General features: G+C 41.7%; 13 protein-coding genes. 5 read left to right on the forward strand and 8 right to left on the reverse strand.

Translation table 11 applies throughout. The features are described from left to right. The first annotated feature begins 33 nt into the window (after positions 1 to 33). The gene (locus ACFQZX_RS11345) at positions 34 to 678 is read left to right on the forward strand and encodes a DUF4412 domain-containing protein (RefSeq protein ID WP_377115195.1); all 645 of its coding nucleotides are present in this window, start codon (positions 34 to 36) and stop codon (positions 676 to 678) included. A 54-nt stretch (positions 679 to 732) separates the two neighbouring features. On the opposite strand, the gene ACFQZX_RS11350 is transcribed toward ACFQZX_RS11345, so the two are convergent. From ACFQZX_RS11350 to ACFQZX_RS11365, 4 genes are read right to left on the reverse strand one after another with little or no spacing between them, the layout of a single operon-like run. Further along, a complete protein-coding gene (locus ACFQZX_RS11350) occupies positions 733 to 1,341 on the reverse strand; it encodes a hypothetical protein (RefSeq protein ID WP_377115198.1) in 609 nt (202 codons plus the stop codon). A gap of 2 nt (positions 1,342 to 1,343) precedes the next feature. Beyond that, the gene (gene bioA / locus ACFQZX_RS11355; protein WP_377115201.1) at positions 1,344 to 2,609 is read right to left on the reverse strand and encodes an adenosylmethionine--8-amino-7-oxononanoate transaminase; all 1,266 of its coding nucleotides are present in this window, start codon (positions 2,607 to 2,609) and stop codon (positions 1,344 to 1,346) included. Further along, on the reverse strand, positions 2,606 to 3,055 hold the full coding sequence (locus ACFQZX_RS11360) for an NUDIX domain-containing protein (RefSeq protein ID WP_377115204.1): 450 nt from the start codon (positions 3,053 to 3,055) through the stop codon (positions 2,606 to 2,608). Before ACFQZX_RS11360 ends, bioA begins: the two co-directional genes overlap by 4 nt. After that, positions 3,045 to 4,022 (reverse strand): cation diffusion facilitator family transporter, encoded by a 978-nt coding sequence (locus tag ACFQZX_RS11365; RefSeq protein ID WP_377115206.1) that lies wholly within the window; start codon positions 4,020 to 4,022, stop codon positions 3,045 to 3,047. The genes ACFQZX_RS11360 and ACFQZX_RS11365 overlap by 11 nt, the downstream gene beginning before the upstream one ends. 148 nt (positions 4,023 to 4,170) lie before the next feature. Between ACFQZX_RS11365 and ACFQZX_RS11370 the strand changes: the two genes are divergently transcribed. Then, positions 4,171 to 5,634: a ligand-binding sensor domain-containing protein gene (locus tag ACFQZX_RS11370; protein WP_377115209.1), complete on the forward strand. Its 1,464-nt coding sequence runs from the start codon at positions 4,171 to 4,173 to the stop codon at positions 5,632 to 5,634. A 66-nt stretch (positions 5,635 to 5,700) separates the two neighbouring features. Next, positions 5,701 to 6,894: a pyridoxal phosphate-dependent aminotransferase gene (locus ACFQZX_RS11375; protein ID WP_377115212.1), complete on the forward strand. Its 1,194-nt coding sequence runs from the start codon at positions 5,701 to 5,703 to the stop codon at positions 6,892 to 6,894. Positions 6,895 to 7,042: 148 nt separating this feature from the next. Here the strand turns inward: ACFQZX_RS11375 and ACFQZX_RS11380 are convergent, their stop codons facing one another. The 4 genes from ACFQZX_RS11380 to ACFQZX_RS11395 all read right to left on the reverse strand — a co-directional run bounded on the left by ACFQZX_RS11380 (position 7,043) and on the right by ACFQZX_RS11395 (position 13,820). Further along, a complete protein-coding gene (locus ACFQZX_RS11380) occupies positions 7,043 to 7,561 on the reverse strand; it encodes a hypothetical protein (protein WP_377115215.1) in 519 nt (172 codons plus the stop codon). A gap of 406 nt (positions 7,562 to 7,967) precedes the next feature. Continuing rightward, positions 7,968 to 11,147, reverse strand: coding sequence for an efflux RND transporter permease subunit (locus tag ACFQZX_RS11385; protein WP_377115218.1), 3,180 nt, complete (start codon positions 11,145 to 11,147; stop codon positions 7,968 to 7,970). A gap of 71 nt (positions 11,148 to 11,218) precedes the next feature. Further along, positions 11,219 to 12,370 (reverse strand): efflux RND transporter periplasmic adaptor subunit, encoded by a 1,152-nt coding sequence (locus ACFQZX_RS11390; RefSeq protein WP_377115221.1) that lies wholly within the window; start codon positions 12,368 to 12,370, stop codon positions 11,219 to 11,221. 43 nt (positions 12,371 to 12,413) lie between these two features. Further along, on the reverse strand, positions 12,414 to 13,820 hold the full coding sequence (locus ACFQZX_RS11395; protein WP_377115224.1) for a TolC family protein: 1,407 nt from the start codon (positions 13,818 to 13,820) through the stop codon (positions 12,414 to 12,416). 347 nt (positions 13,821 to 14,167) lie between these two features. On the opposite strand from ACFQZX_RS11395, the gene spt reads away from it, so the two are divergent. After that, positions 14,168 to 15,373, forward strand: coding sequence for a serine palmitoyltransferase (gene spt / locus ACFQZX_RS11400; protein WP_377115227.1), 1,206 nt, complete (start codon positions 14,168 to 14,170; stop codon positions 15,371 to 15,373). 62 nt (positions 15,374 to 15,435) lie between these two features. Continuing rightward, the gene (locus tag ACFQZX_RS11405; RefSeq protein ID WP_377115230.1) at positions 15,436 to 16,554 is read left to right on the forward strand and encodes a hypothetical protein; all 1,119 of its coding nucleotides are present in this window, start codon (positions 15,436 to 15,438) and stop codon (positions 16,552 to 16,554) included. Positions 16,555 to 16,617: the final 63 nt, after the last annotated feature.

Consider the following 16,617-nt stretch of genomic DNA (forward strand, 5'->3'; position numbering starts at 1 on the left):
TACACACTAAATTGTATCCATCAAATTAAAACTATGAACAGTAAATTATTTACAGCTGCATTGGGCATAATGCTTTCTGCAACCGCAATCAGTGCAAGCGCACAAAAAGCTTATAAAGAAGGCCTTATTACCGTTTCCACCAGCATGCAGGGACAAAACGTTGACATCAAGTCTTATTTTCGTGCAGATTCAAGCGCTACCGAGTTTTCTGCGGGTCCCGCAAACATAAAGATACTGACAGATAAAGATGCCAAATCAATGGCGATACTGGTAGATGTACCGGTTGCCTCTATCAAAAAAGCAGCTATAGCTACCCCTGCTGAGGTTGAAGAGCAGCAAGCTAAATTGCCGGTATTTGCTTTTACCCCTGGTACCGAAAGTAAAGTTATCAGCGGTTTTAACTGTAAAAAAGTTACTGCAAAGGATACTAAAACCGGTAAAACATACGATATATGGGTAACCAATGATATTACCCTGCCTAAAACAGGCGCCTCTAAGGTTTATGAAAATGCTGGCGGTGTACCAATTCAGTATGCCACTTTCCAGAACGGCCAGGCTGCTGATGTTACTGTAAAAAGCATTGTTGAGCAAAAAGTGCCTGCAGGTACTTTTGGTATCCCTGCTGATTTTGATAAAATCACTATGGACGACTTGAAAGCAATGGGCGGCGGTAACTAATCCGTCTGCTTAACCATATAACAAGAAGGCCCGGTAAATTACCGGGCCTTCTTGTTAATTCATTTCTGAGGATAGGCCTGTAAGCCATTGGTTGAACAACACGGTCTCCATTTCAACGGCTTTTTGTGCATACAGTTCCCATTGCGGCGAAAAGCTTTTTAACTGATTGATCATCTCCTCAAGATGCCCTTCTTCTTCCAGTATGATTGATTTTACGTTTACCTTGCTCCCGGCGTCATCCAGCGCCTGCTGGTAAACCGGATACAATTCGTCGGCACGCACTTCAATGGCATAGGTAACCAATAAATATGCCGCGAAACGCAGTTCGGCACCGGTTAGCTGCAGCTCTTTTTTCAAATACCGGCAAACATCAATATCCAGCTGATGAAGATAGTATTTGCTTGAAGATGGCGAGATAAGATACTCTGACGCATAAGTTGGACACTGGCCAGCTGCAGTCTTCTCAATTTGCTTTTTCAGATAAAAGGCATGCCTATGCTCTTCGGCAGCATGCTTCAGAATAATGTAGGTCACACTTACCGGATCTTCGCTTGCCGATATTTTACGCGCACCGGTATTCTCCATTAACGATAAGGTATTTAACCAACGGGCGTGCAAATTATTATCCGCTATTATCTGGTGTAAAATAGTATTAAGTTCCATAATCAGATTGTGTCAAGCGCTTGTTCAATGGCGCTGTAAATGTAGTCGAGTTGCACATCAGTAATGCAATACGGGGGTAAAATGTAGATAATATTACCTAAGGGCCTAAGAATAATTCCCCTTTCAAGAAAATGGTGATAAAGCTTATCCCGCAGGTTGCTAAAGTAAGAGGTGTTGCTGCCGGTATTCCATTCCATTGCAAGGATAGTTCCGGTTTGGCGGATATTCTTTAACTTGTTATGCTTAGCTATCCGCTCTGCAAAAACCGAATGTTTGTATGCTATCCTGTGGATGCTTTGCTGTGTTGCCGGATCAAGAAACAGATCCAGACTGGCGAGTGAGGCTGCGCAAGCCACCGGGTTAGCTGTATATGAATGTCCGTGGAAAAGCGTTTTCAGCTTATCGTCAGATAAAAAAGCACCATAGATATCCTGCGTACAGGTAGTCAGGCCAAAGGCCATTGTGCCTCCTGTAAGCCCTTTAGAAAAGCACATGATATCCGGCTGCGTTTGTACATGGTTGCAGGCGAAAGGCTTGCCGGTACGGCCAAAGCCAGTAAATACCTCGTCATCTATCAGCAGTATGCCTTTTTCACGGCAATATTTCATCAACTCATCGAGCCAGGCAGCCTCGTACATGATCATACCTGCTGAACCCTGTACCAGCGGCTCAAAAATAAAGCAAGCCAGCTGGGATTTGAGATTTGAAATTTGAGATTTGAGGCTATCAATATTTTCCTCACTGGGCAGGTCGATAAATTCAACCTCAAACAATAAGCTGTCGAAAGCTGCGGTGAAGGCACTTCGCCCGCTAACAGACATGGCACCAAAGGTATCCCCATGGTAAGCATTTTTAAAGGCAAGTATCTTTGTACGTTGCTCACCTTTGTTGTGCCAGTATTGCAGGCACATCTTAATAGCCACTTCTACAGCGGTAGATCCGTTGTCTGAGTAAAATACCTTTTGCTGATTGCCGGGTAATATGTCAAGTAAACGTTCGGCCAGTTCAACAGCACCCGGATGTGTAAAGCCGGCAAAGATCACATGCTCAAGCGTGGTGAGTTGTTCCGCCACTTTTTGGGCGATATAAGGATGCGAGTGCCCATGAATGTTTACCCACCATGATGATACCGCATCTATATAACTTTTACCATCTTCATCAAAAACCAATACCCCCTCACCCCTTATGATAGGTATGGGTGGCAATGCCGTTTTCATTTGGGTATATGGGTGCCATATCACCTGCAAATCGCGTTCAGCTAAATTCATAAGCTTTTAATTAATAAATTGGCTACATATTGATCTGTAGGAAATGTAAATGCATCCACTGTCAATTCACTCAATTTCACCCATCTAAAGGATTGCAGTATGTCGCCCTCACCGTCAAAGTCAAATATCTCTGTCTTACAGTTAAAGCTCATTTCAGATACAGCCTTAACTGTATAATAAACGCTGATGATCTGCGAATCGTTAAAGGCGGATTTTACAAAAAAGTCAGTGGTATAAAAATGGTCAAGAATTTCAACTTCGGTATTACATTCCTCAACAAATTCCCGTTTAAGGCCTTCTATCAAACCTTCACCGTACTCTAACCCGCCGCCCGGAAATTTAGTAAACCTTACTCCGTACTCCTGCTCATCACTAATTAATATTTCGTTATCATCGTTAATAAGCAGGCCGTAAACCCGTACGTTAAAAAACTTTTTACTGTTCATAGTGCTTTTTATTGCGCATTACATTTTCTAATGTCCAGGGAATCTCATCCCTTTTCGCTTCGCTGCGTATAGGGCAGTTGGGCATACTGCAATAGTGGCAGCAATAAGGCAGGCATGGGTCGGTATGGATAAAAAATTCCGTACGGATACCTGCTTCATCATTGATGAGCTTATCCACCAGTTTTACCTCTTCATGCACCCGGTTCAGGTCAAAATAATTAGGCAGCGTTAGATGACAGTCGATATGCAGCTCATGCCCATATTTTTGAGCACGAAGGTTATGTATATCTATCCATTCCTCGTGCCTCCGTTCGCTTAATACCTTAACCACTTCGCTTACAATAGCAAAGTCGGTTTCATCCATCAAACCGGCCACCGAGCGGCGGATAAGTTTATAAGCTGTAAACACAATATATAACCCTACTATTATTGATAAGGCGCTATCCAGCCATAATATTTTAGTAAAATATATAAGCAGCAGGCCCACTACTAACCCTGCACTGGTAACGGTGTCTGTAAGTAAATGCCTTCCATCGGCCTCAATAGTGATAGAAGGAATAGCTTTGCCCTTCTTTATCATGTAATATCCCAGTACCCCGTTTATAATTCCTGTGGTGCCGATTATCACTGAGCCCAGAACCAGGTCATGTATAGGTTCCGGATTAAAAAAGCTGTATGAAGATTTAAGGATAATGATCAGGCCGGCTATGCCAATAAGTGCCCCCTCAATAAATACCGAAAAAAACTCCACCTTTCCGTGTCCGTAAGGGTGGTTTTCATCGCGCGGCACAGATGCCAGGTATATGCTGTAAAAGGCGAAGGCGCTGGCCACAACATTCACTATACTTTCGGCAGCATCAGTCAGTACAAAGTTGGAGTTGGTTAAAAAGTAGGCAGCAAACTTCATCACCATTAACACAGTGCCTGTTATGAGCGAAATAAGGATTATTCGTTTTTGCTGATTCAAGAGTTTGATAAATGAAATGGCAAACTTAAGGATTTAGCTTAAGTGTTCATTAAAATTTCTATTTCGCTTACTAATAGCACTGATAAAGATTATATTTAATTTACATTAATGTGCACTTAAACTCCAATTTGTAATTTTGGATATTATTATGAAAAAAACTATCCTCACCTTATCAGCAATTTGCTTTTTCATACTCGGAAAAGCACAGAACATTTTTCCGGTTAAACTTGACAACTGCAATACCGAAACTTTTTGTCTGGATTGCGGAGATGTAAAAGCTAATGTAAATACAGAGGCCTTTGCTTCTGCTATTGAAGACATTAATAAAACTACCAATTTTGGCAATGCTTCTGGCAAGATACTTTTACAAGTTCTTGTTGATTCAATCGGTAATGGCTGTGTATTAAGCCATACTGATGTTTCAAAAAGCAATATCACCAAAAATATTATAAGCCATTTCAACGCTTTTAAAGCATGGATCCCAGCCATGGAAGCTGGAAAACCAATAGGCCGCGTATCAATTAACGTAATGGTTGAGGTTAACAATGGTTCTTTAAAGAGCTACATACAGCGCGTGGATATGGACGCCTTTGATAAAGCATTCGATCATCCGCTTAATCCTCAAATTTTTAATAAAACCTATACATATAAAAACGAGCATTTAAAAACTTACAACTTTACTGTTTGGAACACAAAAAATTCATCTTACCCAGATAATTCTAATGATTATCTGGCTGTTGATAACAATAACTTAATTTGGTTCCCGACGGAAAGAGGGCTGATGAAATTTGATGGCAAAAATTTCACAAAAGCAGAGCATATTGTCGATTCTAAAAAGCGTATATCTTATTATCTATTAGGGATAGATGATAATAACACAAAGTGGACTGTAAGAGATACTAATATATATAGTTACGATAACAGCAATTGGTATGCTCAAAGTAAGCAATCACTTGGACTTGAAGAGCTTTATTACCTGCATAGCAGCAAAAATGGTGAGCTTTTCTTTTGCACAAAAAATGGCCTACACATTTATAAAGATAGAAAGTGGAGCATTATTAATAATCAAAATACAAAAGAAATCGCTAATGGCAGTGTTCATTACGCTAACCGCGATTCAAAAGGACGATTGTGGATAGGTACATTCAGGGGTTCTTTCATGATTGATACCGATGGTAGAGTTATTAGCTACAATAATGGTACTACAACTTTAAAGGGCAAGTGTATCACATCAATGGATGAAGGTGAAGATGGTAACCTCTATTTTGGCTTATATGAATACAATGCAAAAGATAAAAAGCAGGTCAATAGGAACGAGGGCATAGCAATTTACACTAAGAACGGCGAATTTAAACAGCTAACTACGGATAACTCCGGTATGCCTTTTAACCATGTCACAAAATTACTTTACGATAAAGCGGAGAAAGTGCTTTGGATAGCCACTGACAGAGCCGGCTTAGTAAGATATGATCTGAAGGATGGCTGGGAAAACTATCACAATCAAAATTCGGATATACCAACATCTTTTATAACAAATATGGTGTTTGATAAAAGTGGGGTATTATACTTGGCTACCCGACAAGGATTGGTAAGAATACAAAGAAAGCAGTAAGTGACATGATTTTAAAAAATCATCAGCAAACTAATTTTCTATATTTGCCGCATTAACAAAAATAATATGAGCGCATTAAGTAACAGGATAAAAAACCTGTCTGAATCCCAAACCATTAAAATGGCAAAAATGGGCCGCGAACTGGCCGCTAAAGGCATTGATGTAATAAGCCTTAGCTTTGGTGAACCTGACTTTCATACACCCGAGTATGTAAAGGATGCTGCCAAGACTGCCATGGACAAGAACTTTACCTACTACACCCCTGTTGCAGGTTACCCCGATCTGCGTAAGGCCGTTGTAAAGAAACTGAAGGAAGAGAACAACCTGGATTATACTGATACGCAAATTGTAGTTTCAACCGGTGCCAAGCAGGCTATTGCCAATGCTGTGCTTTGTTTGGTTGACCCGGGAGATGAAGTCATCATTCCTACACCTTACTGGGTATCTTACTCTGAAGTTGTAAAACTGGCCGAAGGTGTAAGCGTTTTTATTGATACCACTGTTGAAACCAACTTCAAGATCACTCCTGAGCAATTAGAGGCAGCCATTACGCCTAAGACCAAGCTTTTTATGTTCTCATCGCCATGTAACCCTACAGGCAGTGTTTACAGCAAAGACGAATTGGAGGCTTTAGCTAATGTGTTTGTGAAATATCCGCAGATCTATATCATGAGCGATGAGATTTATGAGCACATCAATTTTATTGGCGGGCATGAGTCTATCGCCCAGTTTGAGAATATCAAGGACCGTGTGGTGATCATTAACGGATGGTCTAAGGCTTTTGCCATGACCGGATGGAGAATTGGTTACACCGCATCTAACAGCGAAATTGCTGCTGCCTGCGATAAAATGCAGGGCCAGATCACATCAGGCACCTGCTCCATCACTCAAAAGGCTGGCGTTGCTGCTTATGAGGGCGGACTTAAAACTGTACACGAGATGCGCGATGAATTTCAGAAACGCCGGGACTTGGTTTATGGCTTATTAAAAGAGATCCCGGGAATTGAAGTTAACCTGCCTGACGGGGCTTTTTACTTCTTCCCTAACGTTGCCTCTTTCTTCGGTAAAAGCTACAACGGTAAAACTATCAATGATGCTGATGAGCTGTCAATCTATCTGTTGGAAGAAGCACATGTGGCAACAGTAGGTGGTGATTCATTCGGTGACAAAAAGTCGATCCGTATATCTTATGCAGCCGCTGAAGATAAACTGGTAGAAGCTATGAGAAGAATTAAGGAAGCTTTGGCAAAATTAGTTTAAACCTGAATTAAAGGATTTAAAATCCAATTGGTTTTATAATTAATTCTGTAAAATTCAATCAATTCTTTTAATTCGAGTTCAGACAAAAAAAATCCCTTTGCAAATTGCAAAGGGATTTTTTTGTGTTGTGTTTTAATGCTTACCGTTATTACAGACCAAAGCCGTAAGCTATACGCAACCCAATTGTTCCGTAAGAGTTGTTCTGACCTGAAAAGTTTTCATAACGTGCACCAATATCCCATGATTGGTTTGCCCAACCAATACCAGGTGATGCCAGTAATTTAGTGTTACCACCTTCATTAGTCTCAAAACCGGCACCAACTTCACCACTCAGGTAAACATTCTGAGAAACAAAAGCTTTAATACCTGCTTTTAATGGTACTATACCTAAATCATCGTAGTTGATGCCTGTATTACCTGCTTCTTTACCAAAAAAGTTATAGTAACCAGAAGTTAAGGTTAAAGCCAGATTATCTGCTACACCGTACTGTAAACGGGCGGTACCACCTAAACCAATGTTAGAAACGTTGTGAAGGTCTCCAACCGGAGCCAATCCTTCTAAGCCGATACCAAAACGCCATGCGCTTTTAGGTGTAGTTTGTGCATTAACATTAGTACCGATAAATAAAGCTGCTGCTGTAAAAGCTGCGGCTATTAGTTTTGTCATTTTTTTCATTGTCGTGTTTTTTAGATAAATACAATTTAATTGTGATACACGGCTATAATCAAATACTTTGCCAATTAACATTCATTTAATGTTAATTAACATTCTCATTACTTAATTAAAAAGGCAAGTATTAATTGTATACAGGCTGTTTATGTACTGATTATCAATTCGGTTTACAAAGTTCTTAATTCCCCAATACCTTCTTTGCGGCTGCAAAAGAAACAGACATTTTTTTTATGTTCCGTGTCACTTTAACTACAAAAATGTATGGTGAACTGTAAAACGCGCTCCTATCAGCTTAGTAATTTCATGTGTTTTTCATGCCATAATTGCAGGTAAATGAAATAATTAAACAAAAGAGGCTGCCCTTTTTTGAGACAGCCTCTGTTATTATCCAAATTAGGTATTAAGCTTCCGTATCATGATCGGGGTCTGGCTTATAATTTTTCTCTAACTCTGCCAGTTTTTCTTTACCATATGCCATTTTGGTTATCAGGTAAAATAATACCGGTACTATAAATATTGCCAGTGATGTTGCTGCAAGCATACCACCAAACACTGTCCAGCCGATTGTTTGGCGTGCCTGTGCACCAGCGCCTGATGCAATTACCAATGGTAGTACACCTAATATAAATGCCAGTGATGTCATGATGATTGGGCGTAAACGAAGGCGTACAGCCTCAAGCGTTGCCTTTTCAAGCTCCATACCCCTATCCACACGTTCTTTGGCAAACTCTACTATCAGGATGGCGTTCTTGGCAGCCAAACCTATCAGGGTGATTAAACCGATCTGCGCATAAACGTTATTGGTTAATCCGGGTTTAAATGTCAGGAACAAAATTGCGCCGAAGGCACCCAGTGGTACGGCCAACAATACAGAGAATGGCACCGACCAGCTTTCGTAAAGTGCAGCAAGGAATAGGAACACAAACCCGATTGACAGCAGGAAGATGTATACCGTTTTTGAACCGGATAACATCTCCTCGCGGCTTAAGCCGGAAAACTCGTAACCATAACCCTGCGGTAATGATTGTGCGGCCACTTCTTTAAGTGCCTGTATGGCATCACCACTACTGTAGCCCGGCGCAGCCCCTCCATTGATCTCGGCCGAACGGAACAGGTTATAGTGGGAAATCAACGGAGCGTTTTCAATCATCTTATAGCTGGTCAACGTACTTAGTGGCACCATGGCGCCGGCCTGATTTTTCACAAAGTACTGCCCTATGTTCTGGATATTAGTACGATAATTGGTATCGGCCTGGGCAAGCACCCTAAAGTTACGCCCGTAAACAGTAAAGTCGTTCACATAGGCGCTACCCATATAAGTTTGCAGGGTACTATTGATGGCAGATATGCTTACACCAAGCTTTTTAGCCTTTTCACGGTCAATCGTCAGCTGGTAAGCCGGCGTATGCGCGGTAAAAAATGTAAATGGTCTTGCTATCTCCTTGCGCTTCCCTAATTCAGCAATAAAGTTTTGTAATACTTTTTCAAAGTTTTTTACATCACCGCCTGCTTCACGCTCCTGTAATACAAATGAGAAACCACCAGTATTACCTAAGCCTGGTATAGCCGGAGGTGAAATAACAACCACACTTGCTTCCTTAAATCTCGAAAGCTTTTTTTGAAGCGTTGCTATAACCGAATCTTTTTGATCGATTTCTTCTTTACGCTCGTCCCACGGTTTCAGCTGAATAAATATAGTAGCACTGTTAGATTTGGTAGCAAAGTTAACGGCATTTAAACCGCCCAATGCTGCAAAATGGTTAACAGCGGGCACACTCTTTATGATCTTCATCATCGAGTCTAACACTGTAACAGTACGTTCTGTAGAAGAGCCTTCGGGCAGGTCATAAGTTACATAGATACGACCTTCGTCCTCCAGCGGCAGGAAGCCCGATGGCTTACCTTTAAATAATAGTATAGTACCGATAATGATACCTACTAATATAGTGACCATGAACCTGGAGTGTTTGATACCCCTGTCAACAGCATTACGATAGCGGCCTGTTACCCTGTCAAACCATTGGTTAAACTTATAGAAGAACCTGTTCAGACCACCAGATTTTTCGTCGATTTTGTGTGGGCGCAGCAACAGCGTACACAAAGCTGGGGTTAACGATAAAGCCACAAATGCCGATATCAATACCGATATAGCGATGGTTATAGCAAACTGCTGGTACAACCTGCCAACAATACCCGGCACAAAACCTACCGGCACAAACACTGCGGCCAAAATTAGCGCGATGGCAATAACCGGGGCGGATATATCGCGCATAGCGTGTTCGGTCGCTTCTCTTGGTGTCATGCCTCTTTCGTCCATGTAATGCTGTACGGCCTCAACCACCACAATAGCATCATCCACCACAATACCGATAGCCAGTACGAAACCAAATAGTGTAAGTGTATTAATGGTAAACCCTAACGGCACAAAAAAGATGAATGTACCTACAATGGATACAGGGATAGCCAGTACAGGTATAAGCGTTGTACGCCAGTTTTGCAAAAACAGGAATACAACTACCACAACCAGCAATAAAGCTTCTATTAAAGTTTCAATTACCTCGTGCAATGATACTTTAACTACGGTTACAGATTCAAACGGAACCACAAAATCAATATCCGCCGGGAAAGATTTTTTAAGTTCGTTCATGGTAGCGGTAACATTGTCCGCAGTTTCTATGGCGTTACTACCCGGTGCCTGGTATATAAGCAAATAAGAGGCACGCTTACCATCAACAAACGAGTTACCCGAGTAATTGAATTTACCTAATTCTACACGTGCAACATCTTTAAGGTGTACCACTTCGCCGGTTCCGGGCAGGGTTTTAACAACAATGTTCTCAAACTCCGATTTATCTACCAAACGGCCTTTTACTACTACGGTATACTCAAAAGTTTGCCCTTTCATTTGCGGGGTAGCGCCAACTGTACCGGCAGCAACCTGTGCGTTCTGCTCCTGCAGCGCAGCGGTAATATCTGTAGATGTTAGCCCTAATGCAGCAAGCTTATCCGGTTTGAGCCATATCCGCATACTAAAATCGTCGGCACGTGTAAATACGTCGCCCACACCTTTGGTACGCAGCAAGGCGTCCTTAATAAATACGTTAGTATAATTGTCAACAAAAGTTACGTTATGGCTGCCTTTAGGCGAGTACATCGCAACCAGCATCAATATACTGGGGTTACGTTTACGTACCACCAAACCCAGGCGTTGTACTTCCTGTGGTAAAGTTGGCTGGGCAATGCCTACGCGGTTTTGCACATCCAGCGCGGCGATATTAATATCTGTACCTACCTCAAAGTTAACGGTCATGCTCATCTGGCCGTTACTCATGCTATTACTTTGCAGGTAAGTCATGCCAGGTGTACCGTTAACCTGCACCTCAACAGGTGTAGCTACAGTCTGTTCAACAGTTAAAGCATCTGCACCGGTATAGTTACCTGTTACCTGTACAGTAGGAGGTGTAATATCAGGATATTGCCCTATCGGGAGATTTGACATGGCCAAAATCCCAACGATTAGTATAACCAGGGATATAACGATGGCGGTCACCGGGCGTCGTATAAAAGTATCTGCGATCATCAGTTGTGTCTGTTTACTTAAAGTTTGCAGGGAATAATCATCCCTGCATCTAATTTAATTAACCTTAAATGTTATTTTGGCTGTGTGCCGCTTTTTGCACCGGCACCACCTTGCGCGGCAGCGCCTGAAGGGGCACCAAGTGTAATTTTACCGCCATCACGCAGGCGCTGGAATCCTTCGGTGATCACTTTTTCGCCAGGCTTAATGCCATCAGTTATAACTATATTACTTTGTATACGTGGCCCAAGTATAACCTTACGCTGCTCGGCAATGGTATCTTTTGCAATGAATACAAAAAACTCGCCCATTTGCTCGGTAACTGCTTTGTAAGGTATTTGTACCCTATTGCCCGACTCATCATTAAGTACCTGCAATACGCAGCTCATACCGTCTTTTAACTGGTCTTTGGCATTTGGGAATTGTACCCTTACCTTTATGGTACCGGTTTGGTCGCTCACGCCACGGTCTATAGCGAATATTTTTCCGGTATGGTTGTAAGCGCTTCCATCAGGCAGTTGCAGCCTGAAAGTGCTATCGGTACTGTTTTTTTGCAGGCGGTAAAACCGGTTGATATCCTGCTCATTGATCACTACATCTACACCGATGGGGTTGCCGGTAGAAATAGTGTTTAGTAACGTGCTGCCTGGGCTAACCTGCGCACCAAGCTTAACCTGCGATATACCAATACGGCCAGTAAAAGGGGCGCGTATGGTTGCATAAGAAAGATCGGTCGCGGCAGATTCTACGCCTGCCTGTGCTACGGCTACCTGGCTTTGCGCGGTTTCAAAGGAGGCGGTTGCCTGGTCAACCGTCTGGCGGGCAACGGCATCGCTTTTCAACAGCATATTATAACGGTCAATATCTTTTTGGGCCTTGCTTAAATTTGCTTTAGCGCTGATAAGGTTTGCCCTTGCCTGCTGATATGCAGCTTCATACTTACGTTTATCTATTTCATACAAAGGCGTGCCTTTGGTTACCACTGTACCTTCTTTAAAAAAAATGCCGGTAATAAAGCCGCTTACCTGGCTGCGTAGTTCAACAGAGTTAAGTGCCACTACAGTACCCTGATACTTGTCGTAGTACAAGGCGTCAGACTTATTAGCTTCAACAACATTTACAGATGTTGGCGGCGGCGCTGCATTTTGCTTATCAGATTTGCTTTTGCAGGCCGATACTGATAATATCGCCAGGGCGGCGATGCAGTAGGTATATGTACTTTTCATTATAATATATTGTCTGTTGAGTGATTTGATGATGTTGATGTGATTATTCTGTTGGTAATGTACCCATTGCCCTTTGCAGATCTATCTTGCTTGACAGCAGTTGAAACAGTGCATTATAAAAATTCAGTTCAGCTGTACGCAGGTCTGCCTGGGCAACGATAACATCCAGGTAAGTTTTAATACCTTCGCGATACTGCAGGTCGACTACCTTATATACATCTGTTGCCAGCTGCACGTTCTCGTTAAGTACTTTCCAGTTATAATAAGCACTCTTGTAATTGGCCAATGCGGTGGTATACTCGGTATTTATGGCATTCCGGCTGTTGATAAGGTCAAGATCGGTACGCTCTACCTGCAGGCGCGCCTTAGAAAGGTTCTGCAGGCGTTTCCCCCCCTGGAAAATAGGTATAGTTAACGATAACCCTGCAAATGAAGTAGGGAAAGCATCATTGTACAGCTTAGAAAAATTATCATTGAAATAAGCTAAGCTATACCCCCCCACTGCCGATAGCGAAGGCAGGAAACCCCATTTATAATAGGACACATTTATTTGATCGAGGTTTTTCTGCGTTTGCAGCATGCGGTACTCAATACGGTTGGCGTAGTTAAGTGTTTGCGCAGTATCAATAAATGCTTCTGTTTGCAAACTGGCAGAATCGTACGATAACACAAGGCGCCTGTTAGGGTCAAAACCCATGGCCTGCTTTAAATAAGCCGATTTACTTTTTATGGCTTCCTGAGTTTGTTTTTGCGATGCCAGTGCATTGTTAAGCGCTATGGTGGCTTGTTTATAATCTGTTTTATCAACAACACCTGCCTGGTAGCGCGAGTATGCATCTTTTAAGCTGCGGCGTAAGCGTACAATATCTTCTTTTATAATATCCAGTTGTCGTTGCGAAAGCAGTACATCATAAAAGGCTTTACTAACATCACTCACCAGATCGATCTTGTAGCTTTCGGTATTTTGTTTATAAAACTGCCTTGAGTATTTTGATGCCTTTGAAGCCTGCAATACATCATTATTATAAATAACCTGGCTTGCAGAGAGCCCGACATTTGATGTATTATGTGCTATGGCAAGGTTTTGCTGAGAAACGCCGGAGCCTGTACCGCTACCGGTCCCTGTACCAGTACCGCCGGTGCCCGTGCCAGTGCCTGTCCCGGTTGATGTACCACCTGCAATTATGGCCGGCCGCTGAAAATAATGCTGATACTGCCCGTTAGTGGTAACCTGTGGAAGCCATGCCGAAAGCGCTATACGGATGTCGCGCTCATTGATCTGCTCATCTATATTGGCTTGTTTAAGCAGTGGCTGGTTGCGAAATGCAAACTCAACGCTCTGCCTTAGTGTTACTACTACTGCGCTGGTATCGGCATTTGTTTGGCCAAAAAGTGCCACCGGCGAAAAAAGTAGTATATTAGAAATAAAAAAGTAACCAATTTTTTTCATAAGTGCTTAACTGCGAACATAAAAACAAAAATAATCAGAAAGAGTTCTGTAACTTTTGTAAGGTAAATATACAGGGAGCGCGAATATCCAATTAATCTAAAGCAATAAAAAATCGACAACAAAAAAATTACTCAATTAGGAGATTGGAATGATAATTGGCACAATTTTTCAACTTTTTAAAACAAATTGCAAAATTGTGGCGGAGAATAATTAAAAATTTTAATTAATTTGCCTGATAGAAGTGTGTTAACTCCACATTAAGTACATGTATAAAAAAATTACATTCATAATGCCCGAGGTTAATATATTCATGGTATTTTTACAAAAAATTTAAGCAGTGTTTATAAATGGTTAAAAAGTTACACGAGAAGATCGCTCAGTTCCAGGATGCAAATATGATCAGGGCACAGGGCCTGTATCCTTTTTTCAGGCCGATTGAATCGGGACAGGATACTGAAGTGATGATTAATAATCACCGTGTTTTAATGTTTGGTTCAAACTCATACCTGGGGTTGACCAATCATCCTAAAATAAAAGAAGCTACAAAAAAAGCAATTGATAAATATGGATCGGGTTGCGCCGGCTCCAGGTTTCTGAACGGTACACTCGATATTCATATCGAATTGGAACAAAGGCTTGCCCAATATGTAGGTAAGGAAGCTGCGGTTTTATTTAGTACAGGCTTCCAGGTAAACCTGGGTGTTCTGTCATGCATCACAGGCCGTAACGATTACCTGATAATTGACGAGTACGATCATGCATCGATAATTGACGGTACCAGGCTTTCATTTTCAAAGACCATAAAATATGGCCACAATGATATGGCTGATCTGGAACGCAAGCTAAGCATGCTGCCAGAAGAAGCTGTAAAAGTTGTTGTTGTAGACGGTATCTTTAGCATGGAGGGCGATATTGTTAAACTACCTGAGATTGTTGAACTGGCCGATAAATACGGAGCAAACATCATGGTTGATGACGCCCATAGCCTTGGCGTTATTGGCCACAATGGTGCCGGCACTGCATCACACTTCGGCTTAACTGATAAGGTTGACCTTATCATGAGCACTTTTAGTAAATCACTGGCATCATTAGGCGGCTTTATAGCCAGCGATGCTGATACCATTGACTATATAAAACACCGGGCACGTTCATTAATGTTCAGCGCCAGTATGACACCGGGCTCAGTAGCCAGCGTTATCGCGGCCCTGGATATCATAGAATCTGAACCGGAGCGTATACAGAAATTGTGGGATAACACTAACTACGCCATGAAACTGTTAACCGATGAAGGTTTTGACATTGGCGCCACTGAAAGCCCTATACTTCCTATTTATATACGTGATAATGCCAAAACCTTCCAGGTTACCAATTACCTGCAAAAAGCAGGAGTTTTTGTAAATCCGGTAGTTTCGCCAGCAGTACCTTCAGACTCTTCGCTGTTAAGATTCTCGCTGATGGCTACTCATACATTTGAACAGATAGACGAAGCAGTAGAAAAACTGATACAGGCCTTTAAAGTTGTTGGGGTGACCACCATCAAAGAAAAAATATAAACCTTTAAATACTACACCGGCATTGCTTAAAACAATGCCGGTTTAATTTTTGCCTCTCCCAAATGAAAAAAATTGTACCGGTACAGTCGAAAAAAGAGCTCGGCACTTTTATCGATTTCCCACATGAGCTGCATAAAAACGACCCCAATTACGTACCGGAATTATTTATTGCTCAAAGGGATTTGCTTACCACCCACCCTTTTCATAAACATTCGTCGCTGCAAACCTTCCTGGCTTATAACGACAATAAAATTGTTGGCAGGATAGCAGCCATTTATAATACCAATCATAACCAGTTCAATAATGTTAACGAAGGTTTCTTTGGTTTTTTTGATTGCATAAATGACCAGGAAACCGCCAACCTGCTTTTTGATACTGCAGTAAAGTGGTTAAAAGAAAAGGGCGCGCAAAACATTATTGGCCCTGTAAACCCATCAACTAACGAAACATCGGGCTTACTGGTAAAAGGTTTTGACAGGCCGCCAATCGTAATGATGACCTATAACCCCGAGTATTACATTACTTTACTTGAAAACTACGGGTTTAAGAAACAAACAGACCTGTTTGCCTGGTTTTGGGAAGGCGGTAACTATAATGATAAATCTATGCAGATGCTTGATAAGTTACAGGAGCGCTTAAAACGCAACAGTAATATCCAGATACGCAAGATAAATATGAAGAAGTTTAAGCAGGAAGCTGACGCACTTCGTGATGTATATAACCATGCATGGGATAAAAACCTTGGCTTTTTCCCGATGACCAACGATGAGTTTGATTATACCGCCAAAGACCTTAAGATGATTTTAGATCCTGATTTTGCACTACTTGCAGAGCAGGACGGCAAAATAGTTGGCTTTGGTGTGGCTATACCAGATATTAACCCTATCCTGAAAACTATTAAAAAAGGTCGCCTTTTGCCAACAGGTATTTTTAAATTACTTTTCAGCAAAAGCAAAATAAAAGGGATACGTATAATGCTGCTGGGAGTAATAGAAGGCTATCGTAAGTTAGGTGTTGAAGCCTGCCTGTATGGTTCTATCATTAAAGAATATAAGCGTAAAGGCCTGCAATATGCCGAGGCTGGTTGGACGCTTGAAAACAATGAGATGGTTAACCGGGCTATCGAAGCCATCGGTGGTGACCAGTATAAAACCTACAGGTTATACAAAAAAGCTATTTAATAGTATTAATCTTCATTTACATGTAAACTTTGCATTATCATAAAGTTTACATGTAAAAAATAT

It is taken from the genome of Mucilaginibacter litoreus (assembly GCF_042676805.1).
GTDB classification, from domain to species: Bacteria; Bacteroidota; Bacteroidia; order Sphingobacteriales; family Sphingobacteriaceae; genus Mucilaginibacter; species Mucilaginibacter litoreus.

What these genes read in the sequence shown, in the direction of transcription:
- ACFQZX_RS11385 (WP_377115218.1), bottom strand. Translation starts at nt 11,147, where the DNA reads ATGATCGCAGATACTTTTATACGACGCCCGGTGACCGCCATCGTTATA.
- ACFQZX_RS11395 (WP_377115224.1), bottom strand. Translation starts at nt 13,820, where the DNA reads ATGAAAAAAATTGGTTACTTTTTTATTTCTAATATACTACTTTTTTCG.
- ACFQZX_RS11360 (WP_377115204.1), bottom strand. Translation starts at nt 3,055, where the DNA reads ATGAACAGTAAAAAGTTTTTTAACGTACGGGTTTACGGCCTGCTTATT.
- ACFQZX_RS11380 (WP_377115215.1), bottom strand. Translation starts at nt 7,561, where the DNA reads ATGACAAAACTAATAGCCGCAGCTTTTACAGCAGCAGCTTTATTTATC.
- ACFQZX_RS11350 (WP_377115198.1), bottom strand. Translation starts at nt 1,341, where the DNA reads ATGGAACTTAATACTATTTTACACCAGATAATAGCGGATAATAATTTG.
- ACFQZX_RS11370 (WP_377115209.1), top strand. Translation starts at nt 4,171, where the DNA reads ATGAAAAAAACTATCCTCACCTTATCAGCAATTTGCTTTTTCATACTC.
- spt (WP_377115227.1), top strand. Translation starts at nt 14,168, where the DNA reads ATGGTTAAAAAGTTACACGAGAAGATCGCTCAGTTCCAGGATGCAAAT.
- ACFQZX_RS11345 (WP_377115195.1), top strand. Translation starts at nt 34, where the DNA reads ATGAACAGTAAATTATTTACAGCTGCATTGGGCATAATGCTTTCTGCA.
- ACFQZX_RS11390 (WP_377115221.1), bottom strand. Translation starts at nt 12,370, where the DNA reads ATGAAAAGTACATATACCTACTGCATCGCCGCCCTGGCGATATTATCA.
- ACFQZX_RS11405 (WP_377115230.1), top strand. Translation starts at nt 15,436, where the DNA reads ATGAAAAAAATTGTACCGGTACAGTCGAAAAAAGAGCTCGGCACTTTT.
- ACFQZX_RS11375 (WP_377115212.1), top strand. Translation starts at nt 5,701, where the DNA reads ATGAGCGCATTAAGTAACAGGATAAAAAACCTGTCTGAATCCCAAACC.
- bioA (WP_377115201.1), bottom strand. Translation starts at nt 2,609, where the DNA reads ATGAATTTAGCTGAACGCGATTTGCAGGTGATATGGCACCCATATACC.